The 13,188-nt window shown below is 53.7% G+C and carries 10 protein-coding genes; 4 read left to right on the top strand and 6 right to left on the bottom strand.

Annotation, left to right across the window (positions count from 1 at the left end):
- Position 1: 1 nt before the first annotated feature.
- Both QNH46_RS19095 and QNH46_RS19090 read right to left on the bottom strand, forming a co-directional pair.
- Positions 2–430, bottom strand: a complete 429-nt coding sequence (locus tag QNH46_RS19095) for a bactofilin family protein (RefSeq protein ID WP_283925624.1) — start codon at positions 428–430, stop codon at positions 2–4.
- Positions 430–1,452, bottom strand: a complete 1,023-nt coding sequence (locus tag QNH46_RS19090; RefSeq protein ID WP_283925623.1) for a M23 family metallopeptidase — start codon at positions 1,450–1,452, stop codon at positions 430–432. Before QNH46_RS19090 ends, QNH46_RS19095 begins: the two co-directional genes overlap by 1 nt.
- Before the next feature lie 295 nt (positions 1,453–1,747).
- Here QNH46_RS19090 and QNH46_RS19085 point away from each other — a divergent pair, with 295 nt between their 5' ends.
- The 3 genes from QNH46_RS19085 (at position 1,748) to QNH46_RS19075 (ending at position 3,960) form a co-directional block, all read left to right on the top strand.
- Positions 1,748–2,578 carry a VanW family protein gene (locus QNH46_RS19085; protein ID WP_283925622.1) on the top strand — a complete coding sequence of 277 codons (831 nt, stop codon included), beginning with the start codon at positions 1,748–1,750 and terminating at the stop codon, positions 2,576–2,578.
- Positions 2,579–2,669: 91 nt separating this feature from the next.
- Positions 2,670–3,086 carry a DUF6157 family protein gene (locus QNH46_RS19080; RefSeq protein WP_283925621.1) on the top strand — a complete coding sequence of 139 codons (417 nt, stop codon included), beginning with the start codon at positions 2,670–2,672 and terminating at the stop codon, positions 3,084–3,086.
- Positions 3,087–3,156: 70 nt separating this feature from the next.
- Positions 3,157–3,960: an AAC(3) family N-acetyltransferase gene (locus QNH46_RS19075; protein ID WP_283925620.1), complete on the top strand. Its 804-nt coding sequence runs from the start codon at positions 3,157–3,159 to the stop codon at positions 3,958–3,960.
- A gap of 1,206 nt (positions 3,961–5,166) precedes the next feature.
- Here QNH46_RS19075 and QNH46_RS19070 read toward each other — a convergent pair.
- The 4 genes from QNH46_RS19070 to QNH46_RS19055 all read right to left on the bottom strand — a co-directional run bounded on the left by QNH46_RS19070 (position 5,167) and on the right by QNH46_RS19055 (position 11,570).
- Positions 5,167–8,796 carry a glycosyl hydrolase 115 family protein gene (locus QNH46_RS19070; protein WP_283925619.1) on the bottom strand — a complete coding sequence of 1,210 codons (3,630 nt, stop codon included), beginning with the start codon at positions 8,794–8,796 and terminating at the stop codon, positions 5,167–5,169.
- 140 nt (positions 8,797–8,936) lie between these two features.
- Complete coding sequence (locus QNH46_RS19065; protein WP_283925618.1) at positions 8,937–9,791, bottom strand: SDR family oxidoreductase; 855 nt, start codon at positions 9,789–9,791, stop codon at positions 8,937–8,939.
- A 1-nt stretch (position 9,792) separates the two neighbouring features.
- A complete protein-coding gene (gene uxuA, locus QNH46_RS19060; protein ID WP_283925617.1) occupies positions 9,793–10,884 on the bottom strand; it encodes a mannonate dehydratase in 1,092 nt (363 codons plus the stop codon).
- 11 nt (positions 10,885–10,895) lie between these two features.
- Complete coding sequence (locus tag QNH46_RS19055; protein WP_283928501.1) at positions 10,896–11,570, bottom strand: GntR family transcriptional regulator; 675 nt, start codon at positions 11,568–11,570, stop codon at positions 10,896–10,898.
- Positions 11,571–11,711: 141 nt separating this feature from the next.
- Here QNH46_RS19055 and uxaC point away from each other — a divergent pair, with 141 nt between their 5' ends.
- Positions 11,712–13,121, top strand: coding sequence for a glucuronate isomerase (gene uxaC, locus QNH46_RS19050; RefSeq protein ID WP_283925616.1), 1,410 nt, complete (start codon positions 11,712–11,714; stop codon positions 13,119–13,121).
- The last annotated feature ends 67 nt before the right edge of the window (positions 13,122–13,188 follow it).

Here is a 13,188-nt window from a genome sequence, read left to right as displayed (position 1 = left end):
ATTAAGATTTCTTCTCTGATTTCTTTTCTGAAGTGGCAGCGGCCTCCTTACTGGCGCTTGGTGCGGTATCCGTCTGGCTGCTCATGCGGCTGCTGCCTTCAAAAACGCTGCCTTCCTCGATAGACAGGCTGGCGACCTCGATGTTGCCGAACAGTTTTCCCGTTGACGTAATGGAAAGCTTGCTCTTCGTCTGAATATCCCCGGTCACAGTACCGGCAATAATAACGTTGCGCGCGGAAATATTGGACTGCACTTGCCCTTTCTCTCCGATCGTCACATCGCCCTTGCACTCAATATCCCCCGTTACCTTTCCTTCGATCCGGATGCTCGCATCCGATTTAATATTGCCTTCGAAGCTGCTGCCTTCACCTACCAGTGTATCGGTCGTATCGGGATCTAATTTCACGGGAACGGCCTTGCTTTTGAACATTATTCATCCTCATCCTTTTCCGGTTTGATTAAATATATTTCAGGGTCGACCATTACACCGTTTTTCACCACTTCAAAGTGCAGATGGGGACCCGTGCTGCGTCCGGTCGAACCTAGCGTGCCGATCACGTCGCCCTGCTTCACTTTTTCTCCTTTTGCCGTTGAAATCTCATGAAGATGCAAGTAATTTGTCGATAAGCCAGACGGGTGGCTAATGGTGACGTAATTGCCGCGCGAGGTGCTGTATCCGGCATCGGCAACGGTTCCGTCAGCCGCGGCGTAAATCAAATCGCCGATGTTTCCTTTGATGTCCAGGCCGTTATGCAGCGTCAGCTTGCCAGTAAACGGATCGAGCCGCTTGCCGAACGGCGAGGTGGTTGTCAAAGAATCCGCAGGCCAGTACGTCGGTAATATGCGCATCATTTTTTTGTACTCTGTTACAGCTTCTTTGGTTTGTTCCAGCCTTGCCTGCAGAGCGGGCATTTCCTCCAAAGAGGCGGATATGCTCTCCCTCGTCTCTTCAATAAGGGAGTCGATATCCTCTTCGCTCAGAGGGATGAGCTCGCCGCCCATGCCTTCCGTACTCCATCCGGCGTCGGAATTTTGCCATGACAAAGCCGAAGCGGACTGGATTCCGCTCCCTGCGCGTTCTCCGTTCGTAATGGATTTCAGCTCGGCCTCCAACCGCTCAAGCTCCGTCATTTTCGTTTCCAATGTTTTGGATTTCTCGGAGAGCTCTACCAGTTGAAGCAGCAAGCGGTCGATTTCCTGCTCCTTATCGCTGACGGTCGCTTGTAGCTGCTCCGAGGACGCCGTAAGCTTGGCTTCCAAAGCGGCGATCTTAAAGGCATGGCTCCGGTTCAGCGTGAAGAGGACGAGCGCTGTAACGAGCAGCACGGCGGCGGCGACTAAGCCGGCAAGCAAATATGTGGAAGTCATTTTCAGACGAAAGACCGGCTGGGAGCCTTCAGGAACGACGAGAACAGTATAACGTTGGTTCTTGCGTTTAAATCCGAACTTCATAGCTTCCTCCTGAATCTTGTACATTAGGTTTCACGGAACATAACATAAAATCACAATCTCAAAAGAACGAGAGACGGTCGTCTTCGTTCACCAAAAGGTACTATTCGGCAAATCATTCCAATAATCCTGTCGGTAAGGAAAATATTATCGAAATTTTTTGCGAAACTGTGAAAATTGTCGAAAGTGTTGCGAGTGAATCTGGAAAACGGGCAGGTTTGCAACTTTTTAGGTGAAAGGACTGTTTAATAAAGTAGATTGTGCTGGAATACATACGGAGCCAGGGAGGGAAGGCAGAATGAGTGAAGCGATGAAGCCTGTAAGGCGATCTAAACTGCGGGTCTGGCTTGGCACGCGATATTATCGTTTTAGGCGGTATATGGAATGGTATCTGGGCGAAGACAAAATAACCGGCACCCGCAGCCGTGATTTGCTGCCGCATGTCATTTCCGAGCATCAAAGCCCTTTGCTGAGACAGCTGAAGGATGTCGATATGTGGCTGCAGCACAATAAAATCACGAATCTCAAATTGGCGGTAGCCCGGATCGACGGTTTGATTTTGCAGCCTGGAGAGACGTTCTCTTTTTGGAGGGGGGGAGGCAAGCCTTCCCGGCGAAAAGGCTACGTTGACGGCATGGTCCTCCATTATGGTAAATTTAAGCATGGGATAGGCGGAGGGCTGTGCCAGCTTACGAATTTGCTGTACTGGATGGCGCTTCATTCTCCTCTCGAAACAAGGGAGCGGCATCGCCACAGCTATGATGTATTCCCGGACTCCGGCCGCACCCAGCCGTTTGGCAGCGGGGCGACATGCTCGTACAATTATTTGGATTTGAAGCTTTACAACCCAAGTGATGAGCCTGTGCAATTGCATGTATTTCTAAATAATGAGAATCTTGTGGGAGAGCTTCGCGCAGCAAGTCCTTCCTTGTACCGTTACGAGGTCTACGAGAGGGAACATCGGATTACGCGCGAATACTGGGGCGGCCATATTAGGCATAATTTGATCTACCGCCGTGTCTACAACTTGGACGCCGAATTGATCGAAGATTGTTATATTACCGAGAACCATGCGCTGATGATGTATGAGCCGCTGCTTGAAGCCGGGGATGTTACCAAATGCGAATAGGAGACGGCCTGAAGTGCTAATTCGCTATGAGCGGATGCTACTTTATACTATTGGATGCTGAAGCAGTAAAAAAAGGAGCGATTGAAAAACGATGAGCTATAAGAATACTTTCATTAAAGTATCGCCGGATTGTCCCGTAACCAGCAGCGTCGTTCCACAGCATAAAACGAGCTATAAGCCCATTCACGTTATCCAGTATGAGCTCTTAAGCCGTTATCCTTACCGGTATACGCATGAGCAGCTGTTGTTCGAAATTCATATTAGGCATAAAAACATCCCGGCCGATGAGCTTGAAACGAACCGCCAGCAGATTTGGGATGCGCTGTTCAGCAAATCGCATGCCTGCCTAAGGGCTTCCCAGCTTCCGAAAAAATACGGCTTTGGTGTTCATTATGACGCTGAAGGCCGGATTGCCATTTATGGCATGGAGACGCCCGAATACGAACGTTTCGTACAATCCGGCGATGAGATTACGCTGCTGAACGGGATGAGAAGCCGGCGCGAATAGGCCGCGGAAATATGATTTCGGAGATGTTCAAACGGAAATAAGCGGTTGAATTGGGAAAGGTGAAAATACAATGGAAGAAATCAAAGGAACATTAATTACAGTTGAAACGCTGCTGCAGGATTTAAAGCAGCTCGGCGTGCAAGAGGGGATGACGCTGATCGTGCATTCCTCGTTCAAATCCCTGGGGCAATGGGTGCTCGGGGGGCCGGTATCCGTCATTCTCGCTCTGGAGAAGGCGGTAGGGATGGGCGGCACGTTGGTTATGCCGACGCATACTCCGGATTTAAGCGATCCTTCAGGCTGGGAGAATCCGCCGGTCCCGGAGTCTTGGTGGGAGACCATTCGGGCAGAAATGCCCCCTTTTGACGAGGACATGACGCCATGCAAATGGATGGGCGTGATTCCGGATACCTTTCGCAAGCAAAGGGGTGTCATGCGCAGCAGTCATCCTCAGGTTTCTTTTGCGGCCTGGGGAGCAAATGCTGGCGATATTGTGACGGGGCATGATCTTGACAACGGACTTGGCGAGCATTCACCGCTGGCCAGGATCTATGACCGCCATGGCTGGGTGCTGCTGCTGGGCGTTGGACATGAGAGAAACACATCTCTTCATCTTTCAGAGCACCGGGCAAGCTATCCTGGCAAAAAAATAGTGGAATGCAAGGCTCCTGTTACGAAGGAAGGCGTAAGAGAATGGATTAGCTACATGGATCTGGACTACGAATCGGCTGACTTTGACCGGCTGGGTGCAGATTTTGAGCGTTCAGGCGGGCGGATCATTCGCGGACAAATCGCCGGTGCCAGCGTGATGCTAATGCCGCAGAGAGAGCTTGTGGATTACGGCGTCCAGTGGCTGGAGCAGCATCGTCGCTAGCGCGGGAAGGCAAGCCTGCTGCAAACTACAGGATGAAGCTTGGAGGAGTGGGCACAGTTCGGATTGGCGGCAGCACATAGCGGGTGTCTGCTGAAGCGCCGCGGATTGGCTAGCAAGCAGTGTGAAGCAGTGTGCTTATTTGTGGGCGGGCCTGTAGTAGGCAGGGTGAGTAGTGTGCACATGTGTGGGTGAGCCGACAGTCGGTGAGCGATGAGCTCCTGCGTGAGTGAGCCAGTCGTGGGTAGGCTGATAGTGTGACCTTTGCGTTTGGCGAGCCAGTCGTAGGTAGGCTGATAGTGTGACCTTTGCGTTTGGCGAGCCAGTCGTAGGTAGGCTGATAGTGTGACCTTTGCGTTTGGCGAGCCAGTCGTAGGTAGGCTGATAGTGTGACCTTTGCGTTTGGCGAGCCAGTCGTAGGTAGGCTGATAGTGTGACCTTTGCGTTTGGCGAGCCAGTCGTGGGTAGGCTGATAGTGTGACCTTTGCGTTTGGCGAGCCAGTCGTGGGTAGGCTGATAGTGTGACCTTTGCGTTTGGCGAGCCAGTCGTGGGTAGGCTGATAGTGTGACCTTTGCGTTTGGCGAGCCAGTCGTAGGTAGGCTGATAGTGTGACCTTTGCGTTTGGCGAGCCAGTCGTAGGTAGGCTGATAGTGTGACCTTTGCGTTTGGCGAGCCAGTCGTAGGTAGGCGAACGGTGTGCATGCCGGGTGGGTGTGCAGTCGTGCTGGCTGCGGATTACTAACGGACACAGGTTCCGCTATTTCAGAGAAATTGCCCAAAATAAAGGACTAACGGACGCAGAGGACCTTATTTGCTTACAAGCAATCAAAATTTAGCTGATTATTGCCTAATAAGGCCCCCTGGGTCCGTAACAATCCGAAAATCGCCGAAATGATCGAAATAGCGCCTTCTGTGTCCGTTAGCAATTTGACCACCGTCATGTAACGCCGGCCACCGCTAGCTGGATCATTACTCAGCCTACTACACTAGGCGAAGGTGTAAAGACGCCGAATTGGGAAAAGTACCGAAAAATCGTGGAGCAATATCATTCTGGACCCGATGCCTTCGAGGAAAGGGAGCAAACGTCGATCCGAAACCAACAAACCAACAAACCAACAAACCAACAAACCAACAAACAATCATGCTTAATCACAAATAGCTGCCGGGGATCCCGGCAGCTATTTTCTCTGCAAGCCTATATAAGAAAATCAAAGAATCCAGTTCGAGCAGTGCGTCCGCGTGATGCCGTCATAAGTTACGGCAAGCTTCAGCTTGTAGCGGGAAGCTGCATGGCAGTTCCCCACTTCGTCGCCGTTTAGTGAATCGCCATGATCAAAGGCTTCGCTGCTGCTCATCGCCTGGCCACTAAAACCAGGGGACTCGTTCCTCGGCCGTGAACCGGCTAGGCAGACGCGCTGCACTTCTTCGCCGCTGCGCGGTACAATGCCCGTTACGGTTGCCTCGTCCAGCAGGTGATCGTCTTCGCTGTAGAGCGAGATGGTCAGCGCATAGCTGCAGCTGCAGCGCCCGTCGATGCCGAGCAAGCCGACCTGGGCGACTAGCGGCTTCTCCGGCAGCAGCCCGCCGCGCTGCAGCGATGGCCGAATGCGCAGGCGATCCGGCGCAGCGAGCTCAAGCTGCATCTCCCCGTTCAGGGCGCGGCAGCGCTCGGCCGTAAATTGCAGCGAATGCCGGCCCGCCTCGAGCGGGATATTCTCTGCGACATAGCGCAGGGATCCGCTCCCGTTCTCGGCCGGCGTCAAGCAGATCGGCCCAGGCAGCTCGCGCCCGTTGATACGGAGCCGGAGCATCGGCTTATCGCCCGGCTTCACGATGGCCGCAAGCTTCAGCGTGTATAAGCCGCTCTGCTGCACAAAAATATCCAGCTTCTCTTCGGGGGAGGTGCAGCAGCCGCCTAGAACGCCGGGCACAACGAACGGATCGAAGCCATCCCGGTCGGCCTCCTGCGGGGACCATGGCGCCGTTCCTGCGGGCAGCCCGTTGTAATAGCTCTCCGGCGGGCCGAGCAGGCTTGGCTTCTGACCGCCGGTGTCGATTACGAGCTTCTGCAGGACGACGATCGGATCAACCATCCAAAGCCGCAGCGTATGATAGCCCGGCTGCTCGATAAGGTGCCGCGTTGTTCCGATACGGATGTTATAAATGACGCTTTGCTCCCAGTCGCGTTCATCGAATCCCCCGTCAGGCAGCTTCGCGATCAGTTCGGCAATGTGCACGGGTCCGTCATCGAAGGAGACGCCGATCCGCAGCCCCTGTCCAGGTACAAAATCAATGGATGGAGCAGCATACAGCGTGACGCTAACCTCCCCCGTACTTGTCATGTACACGGGATATTCCAGGCTCGGCGAGTTCCCGGCATTCGGCTGCTCTGCACTAGGCCCGGTTACCGGGAATACGGCAACCGAGGATAAGGTGCGTCCGTAGCCTGCAATCGGCTGCCACTCCGCACCGTTTGCACTGCGGCTTGCGGAGTAATGCTCCGCCTCGATGGCGATAACGCCGCCCGTTTCGATATGGCCGATCAGCGAGTCGCGGGTTGGCTCGGCAGGATGGAAGACGACGATTTGCACCGCGACTTCTTCCCCCGTTGGGCCGCTGATCATAATTTCGCTTTGCACATCATGGCCGACTGGCGCAGCAGCCCAGTCGATATCGACCCAAATCCGTTTCTGCGAGACGACCTCTGCTGCGGATAGGGACAGCCTGATCCAGGGAGCTCCTGCTGCCGCGCGGAAAGTGAACGGCTCGCTGCCTTTATTAAAGACATCGATGTACCGAGCTTCCCGGGTAAATCCGTCGAATACGGGCAGGCGGCATGCTGTATTCGCTTCTGGCCATACGTCGGCCGAGCCCTCGACAGCGATCCCCATTTCAGCGTAATCCTTGGCGTCAACCGTGCCCGTCTCCGGCATCGCATTGACCGAGGGCTGGTTCCAGTAGGTGTATCCGATATGGGTCTGATCCATCAGGTGATCCCATTTGCCCTGCGAGAGCATTTTATTGTAAGCCAAAGTCAGCTCGCGATCGGCTTCAAAGATCAGCTCCGCCTCCCGAGCGGCGATGTTGGCCGCCCTTCTTCCTTGACGGGCATACAAGCGGCTTCGCGCGGCCTGCAGATGCAGCTCCAGCATTTGCGCGGAAGCCTTGGCCGGATAGAGGGCTAATTGGAAAAAGGCGTTTCGCAGCGGTTCCGGCAGCTCTTCATGCAGCCGCTCTGCTTGGCTGGAAATGGCCTTCAGCTCTGTAACCGCCAGTTCCGCTTCCTTGTAATCCGTCAGACTGTACAGCTCCACAGCGTTCAGCAGCTCGGGCTTGATTCTGCCGTTGAACTTGGCATAGCCTGTCAAAATCTCCGCTACGGCTTCGCCATATTTGGCGCCGAATTGCTGCTCTGCCCAATGGACGGTGCAATCCCAGGCATTGTCCTTCGTAAATTGGGAAATATCCCAGGCCATGCGCAGGAAATATTCCATCGGAAATTCCATCGGCTTCAGATCGCCTACGTTCACGATCCAGATGCGATCTGCACCGTATTCGTGGGCTTTGTGCATTTGCTCCCAGATCTTGGGCACCGGCACAGTGTTGATCCATTTATAAGAACGCGGGCCGCCGACGTAATCAAGGTGATAATATATGCCTGCGCCTCCTGAGCGTTCCCTTTCCTCTGAAGTAGGGACGCGCCGCAGGTTGCCGTGATTGTCATCGGACCAGAGCAGCGTAACATCATCGGGCACACGCATGCCGTGCTCGTAATAATCCTGTACTTCCTTGTACAGCGCCCACAGCTGCGGAACTTCAGACGCGTCGCGGCCGGTTTGTTCAGCAATGATCTTCCGCTGGTCGCTGACGATTTTCTCCAGCAGGGCGATTTTTTCCTCAAAGGTCAAATGCCCGCCCATCGCTTCGTCCCCATCGCCGCGCATGCCGAGCGTGACGATGCTCTCGAAGTCCCGGCTGCGACGGATGCCTTCCTCCCAGAAGCGGTAAAGCACCTCTTCGTTCATTGAATAATCCCAAGGGCCCTGCTTATGCTTCTTCCAGTCCCCGTGCGGGCGCAGCATCGGCTCGTGATGGGAAGTTCCGATGATGATGCCGTACCGGTCGGCCATTTCGGCGTTCAGCGGGTCATCCTCGTAAAACGTGTTGTCCCACATCGCCGGCCATAAATAATTCGCTTTCAATCTAAGGAGCAGTTCGAATATTTTCTCATAGAATTCATGGGTAAAATCACGGAAATTCCCCCGTACCCAAGCCATGAGGGACGGCCCCTCATCATTGAGGAATATTCCTCTGTATTTTACGGATGGTTCTCCCTGTTTATAGGTGCCGGGTTGGATGTAGAGACTGCCGCGCCGGGCGACAGGAACATCAGCCCACCAGTACCAGGGCGACACTCCGATTTTTTCAGACACGTCGTAAATGCCGAAGATGGTTCCCCTTTTGTCACTGCCGGCGATGACCAGCCCTTGCTCGATGCCTGGCAGGGGGCTGGCTACCGTCTGGATGACGAAGGATTCCCATTTCCCGGCAACCTCGCCTGCATCCAGCTTGCCTTTCGCGATCAGCGCGTCAATGACCGGGCTTTTGCCGATCGTACCTATTAGGACGGCGTGCCCAGCCAGCAGCTTGTGATCATGCATAAGCATGGGGCTGCGTCCGGACACCCGTTCCACATCTGCCTGAAGATCCTTCGCCGCCCGAATGACACCGGCATGATCCTCATCGGACACGTAGATGTCTGCGGACGCTCCCTCGTGGACGAGCTGAAAGGCGCCGTCGCCGCTAGATTGCTGAATAACATAATTTTCGCTGAACATGATACTCCCCCTGCATACAAAATGGTATTCATCCGAGTCCGGAATGTGATTCAGTATATAAGATCCCCGCATGGGTCCGGGAGGTTTAAGAACAACATGTTTAATTGCATGGGGAAAGTGCTATAGTTTTCAAAGCTTGTTTATACTCCCGAATAAGCCATGAAGCCGCCGTCCACCGGAATGACTGTTCCGGTAACGAAGCCGGACGTATCCGCATCGGCGAGCCAGAGCAGCGTGCCGAGCAGATCCTCCGGTACGCCGAAGCGCCGCATCGGCGTGTGCGTAATGATTTTGTGAGAACGCTCGGTCAGCGAGCCGTCCTCATTGGTAAGCAGGTTGCGGTTCTGTTCCGTCAGGAAAAACCCGGGCGCAATCGCATTGACGCGGATGCCCGATTCCGCCAAATGTACGGCGAGCCACTGCGTAAAGTTATTGATCGCCGCTTTCGCTGCACTGTAAGCCGGCACTTTAGTCATTGGGCAAGGTGCGCTCATCGAAGAAATGTTCAGCACGACTGCTCCTGGGCGGCCGAGCATGGTTTTGGCGAACACCTGCGTAGGAATGAGGGTGCCGACGAAGTTCAAGTCGAATACCGTTCTTACTCCAGGAATGCTCAGGTCGAAGAAGGTCGTGATGTCCGGATTTGCCAAATCCTCGGAGCGGAAAATTTCGTTTGTCGTATTGGCGCTAGGCTGATTGCCGCCGGCTCCATTGATCAGAATATCGCAAGGGCCCAGCTGCTCCCGGACGATCTTCTCCGCTTCGCGGACACTGGCCTCGTCGGTAACGTCGCAAGCGACGGCGATCGCCTGGCCGCCGCTCGCTTGAATCGCTGCTGCAACCTCTTCTCCCTTCTCCTTCGTGCGGTTAAGAATGGCGACCTTGACTCCCTGCCGGGCGAGCTCCTGCGCCATGGCCCGGCAGAGCACGCCGGAGCCGCCGGTAATGACCGCGGTTTTCCCTTCAAGGGAAGAATGCTTAGGCAATGCACACATGTTAAATCCCCTCCCCAGCTTTAGGGGATTGTGCCTGCTGTCTCGAATAGGCATCCCATAGTCCCCATAAGTACATGATTCCGAGAGCGCGGTCATACAGTCCGTATCCCGGACGGCATTGCTCGCCCCAAATATGTCTGCCGTGGTCAGGACGGCAGTAGCCTGTGAAATCGGTGTCATAATACGCTTTCACAACGCCGCTGATATCGACCGTGCCGTCAGAGGTTTTATGGGAGGTCTCGATGAAATCCCCATTATCCATGACGCGAACGTTACGGATATGCGTAAACGGAATCCGCCCCTGGAATTCGTGGATCATGGAGATGATGTCGTTGCTTGGCTTGGCTCCGAGCGACCCGGTGCACAGTGTAATGCCGTTGGCCGGGCTGTCATGGAGCGACAGCAGGCGGCGGAAGCCGGCCTGGTCATTCAGGATTCGCGGCAATCCAAAGATCGCAAATGGCGGATCATCCGGATGGACGGCCATTAATATGCCGTTCTTCTCCGCGACGGGCACGATTCTATCCAGGAAATATTTAAGATTATCCCACAGATCCTCCTCTGTAACGTCCCGGTAGGCTTCGAACAAGGAAGTGAGATGTGCGAGACGTTCCGGCTCCCAGCCTGGCATCGTAAGATCGCTGTTCTGATTGATGATTTTTACGAGTTCGAATGGATCTACCCCGTCTATTTTCTCCTTCTCGAAGAATAGAGCGGTTGAGCCGTCTTCCAGCTCTTTGAACAAATCCGTTCTCGCCCAGTCGAATACCGGCATGAAATTGTAGCAAATGACCTTAACGCCGATTTGGGCCAGATTCTCGATTGTGCGAATGTAATTTTCGATATATTGATCCCGGGTCGGAAGCCCAAGCTTAATATCCTCGTGGACGTTCACGCTCTCGACGACTTCCGTATGCAAGCCGTACTTGCTGGCTAAGTCGCGGATTTCCTGAATCCGCTCGAGCGGCCATACTTCTCCGGCGGGCACATCATGAAGTGCCCACACGATACCCTCTGTTCCAGGGATTTGTCTAATTTGATCCAGCGTAACTGTGTCGTTGTTCTCGCCGAACCAGCGAAATACCATACGCATGCCTTCACCGCCTAATGAATTTTTGTTTGGTTATTAAAATAATCGGGAAATTTCTCCTGCAGCAGGCCGAGATTATAAATGCTAAGAGCCAGATGGGTCTGCATCAGGCGCTCTGCCAAGGCTTCATCCTTTAGGCAAATTGCTTCATATATACCGCGGTGCTGCTCGAATAAATGATCCCAATGGGGATCGGTTCTCATCCACAGGATTCGGCTCCGGTTCAAATGAGCGTTCATTTGTTGAATGACGCCCCAGGTCCCGAGCTTGTTCACCCCTTCGAACAAGATACGGTGAAATTGCTCATCCAACTCGAACATGGCCATCCCATCGTGCTTCATCAGGGATTCCCGCTGCAGGGACAAGTTGTTGCCGAGTTCTTCGAGCAGCTTCTCAGGGAATTGCTTGCAAGCCAGCCCGACCACGGCCCGCTCCAGCTGCTCCCGCATAAATTGGGCTTCCATAACGAGGTCCGGATCAATCAGGGACACCCGCGTGCCGCGCTGCGGAAGCACTACCACCAGTCCTTCCTGGGCAAGCCGGACAAAGCTCTCCCGCACGGGAGTACGGCTCACATTAAAAGTGATCGACATTTCCTTCTCAGACAACGTAGTTCCCGGAGCCAGCTCCATATTGACGATTTGCTTCTTTAATTCGTTGTACACGGTATTCCCGGCCGATTCTTGCATAGGGGGATTCCATCCTCTCAATCGATCACCTCCTTACTCCTTCCATACTACCACACTTGTATGGTAGTATGGAACTGGTATTCATCAAGAATTATCATAATGATTAGGAAGCAACGAATATATTTTGTCAGGGGGATGGAAATGACACATTTTTACACGGAAAACTTACTGCTCACGAACAATAGTGCAAAAAAGCTGTACTTCGAATATGCAGCGGGAATGCCGATTTACGATTATCACAATCATTTGAATCCGGCAGATGTGGCGGCGAACAAGCAGTTTCGCAATTTGACGGAGCTATGGCTGGATGGGGATCATTATAAATGGCGGGCGATGCGCTGGCTGGGCATCGATGAATCGCTCATTACGGGAGAGGCTGGGGACCAGGAGAAGTTCATGGCTTGGGCCCGTGCTGTTCCACGGCTTGTCGGCAACCCGCTCTACCATTGGAGCCATTTGGAGCTCGCCCGTTATTTTGGCATTGAGGAGCGGCTGAGCGAAGAGAATGCCGAGGAAATCTGGCATCGCTGCAACGAACGTCTGCAGGAGAAGTCGCTTCGCGCGGCAGGCATACTAGAGCAGTTCGACGTACGGGTTGCGTGTACGACGGATGATCCAGCCGACACATTGGCGGCGCATGGGCAAATTGCAAACAACGAGGAGATTGCAGCCAAGGTTCTGCCGACTTTTAGACCGGACCGGGCCTTGAATATTACGGCTCCGGGATTCCAGGAATATATGAGAGAGTTAGGTCAGGCAGCCGGCTGCACGGTTGGGAGCTACGAGGATCTGTTAGAAGTGCTGAAGAATCGAATCGATTATTTTCATGCGAAAGGCTGCCGCTTGTCAGATCATGGATTTGGGGCTTTCCCTTTTGAGCGAACGACGGAACGGGAGGCCGGACAAATTTTTGCCAAAGCGCTCCGCGGAGAAATGCTGACGGAATCGGAAGAAAATCGCTATCGGACGTTTACGCTGCTTCGCTTGGGTGAAATGTATTATGACCGCGGCTGGGCCATGCAGCTGCATATTGGCGCCATCCGCAACAATAACGACCGCATGCTGAAGACGATCGGCAAGGATAGCGGGTACGATTCCATCCTCGATTATCATTTGGCGGCATCTTTGAACGCTTTTTTGAATGAATTGGAAACGGGCAATCGCTTGCCTAAGACGATCGTTTACAGTCTTTATCCTTATCATTATGAGATGCTTGCGACAACGATCGGCAATTTCCAATCCGGCGAGAGCGCTGGCAAGCTTCAGCTTGGCTCAGCCTGGTGGTTTAATGACCAGAAAGAGGGAATGCTGCAGCAGTTGAAAGCGTTATCCTCAATTGGGGTCATCAGTACCTTCGTCGGCATGCTGACAGATTCGCGCAGCTTCATGTCCCTGCCAAGACATGAATATTTCCGGCGCGTCCTATGCCGGTTATTCGGGGAGTGGATCGAAGAAGGAGAGCTGCCGGCGGATTATGATTATATTGGCGGCATCGTTCAGGACATCTGCTATCATAACGCGGTCCGTTATTTTGGAATTTCCTTGTCATAACGTTGACAGCACCACCAGCATCATGTGCCGGCTGTATGGATTGCAGCCGGCAGAGAGGAGGCATACC

Source organism: Paenibacillus woosongensis (genome assembly GCF_030122845.1).
GTDB lineage: Bacteria > Bacillota > Bacilli > Paenibacillales > Paenibacillaceae > Fontibacillus > Fontibacillus woosongensis_A.
This window is presented reverse-complemented; position numbering and strand designations above follow the sequence as displayed.

Bases quoted from the DNA above. Each gene is read 5' to 3' on its own strand.
- QNH46_RS19095 (WP_283925624.1), bottom strand. From the start codon at position 430: ATGTTCAAAAGCAAGGCCGTTCCCGTGAAATTAGATCCCGATACGACC.
- QNH46_RS19055 (WP_283928501.1), bottom strand. From the start codon at position 11,570: ATGCAAGAATCGGCCGGGAATACCGTGTACAACGAATTAAAGAAGCAA.
- QNH46_RS19090 (WP_283925623.1), bottom strand. From the start codon at position 1,452: ATGAAGTTCGGATTTAAACGCAAGAACCAACGTTATACTGTTCTCGTC.
- QNH46_RS19065 (WP_283925618.1), bottom strand. From the start codon at position 9,791: ATGTGTGCATTGCCTAAGCATTCTTCCCTTGAAGGGAAAACCGCGGTC.
- uxuA (WP_283925617.1), bottom strand. From the start codon at position 10,884: ATGCGTATGGTATTTCGCTGGTTCGGCGAGAACAACGACACAGTTACG.
- QNH46_RS19075 (WP_283925620.1), top strand. From the start codon at position 3,157: ATGGAAGAAATCAAAGGAACATTAATTACAGTTGAAACGCTGCTGCAG.
- uxaC (WP_283925616.1), top strand. From the start codon at position 11,712: ATGACACATTTTTACACGGAAAACTTACTGCTCACGAACAATAGTGCA.
- QNH46_RS19080 (WP_283925621.1), top strand. From the start codon at position 2,670: ATGAGCTATAAGAATACTTTCATTAAAGTATCGCCGGATTGTCCCGTA.
- QNH46_RS19070 (WP_283925619.1), bottom strand. From the start codon at position 8,796: ATGTTCAGCGAAAATTATGTTATTCAGCAATCTAGCGGCGACGGCGCC.
- QNH46_RS19085 (WP_283925622.1), top strand. From the start codon at position 1,748: ATGAGTGAAGCGATGAAGCCTGTAAGGCGATCTAAACTGCGGGTCTGG.